A 519-nucleotide genomic window follows, 5' to 3' on the forward strand; every position below is an offset into this window, starting at 1 on the left:
CGAGAGCAAAAAGAAACTGGAGGAATTGGCGATGAGCGAACCGACGATTCGCAAGGCGGTCAACGTCCTTGAATTTCTGAGCCAGGATGCCGAGGCTCGCAGGTTGTACGAGTTGCGGGAGAAGGCGCTGAAGGATGAGCTCAACATGATTAAGGAAGCAAAAGCGGAAGGCGAGCGGCAAAAGGCAATCAAAATGGCATTGAATATGTTAGCAGATGGGGAACCAATCGACAAAATTGCAAGGTACACGGAACTTTCTCCAGATGAAATTCAAAAACTACAGCCGCAACTTCAATAGCCTTCCCCTCCATGTTCCGCAAGTAGCGTCTGTAACCAAATCAGCGGCAGAAGGTGCCGCATCTGCCACCGCTGACGCTGTACGAGGCTCAAAATCGTTCCAGAACCGATCGGCCCTGTGTCCAAGCAAAGGATGCAGGGTCTTTTTGCGTTCAAAGAAAGGGAAAGGAGGTGTTCGCACATGCTGTTTCCAAACCTTCCAACCAAAACGGCGGGCGGCAA

At 51.1% G+C, this 519-nt stretch carries 1 pseudogene; it reads left to right on the top strand.

What is annotated here, in order from left to right:
- Positions 1-298 (top strand): annotated as a pseudogene (locus AC27KL_RS28225) (Rpn family recombination-promoting nuclease/putative transposase); the annotation flags it as partial.
- Between the last annotated feature and the right edge of the window lie 221 nt (positions 299-519).

Source organism: Paenibacillus sp. YAE3 (assembly GCF_057546105.1).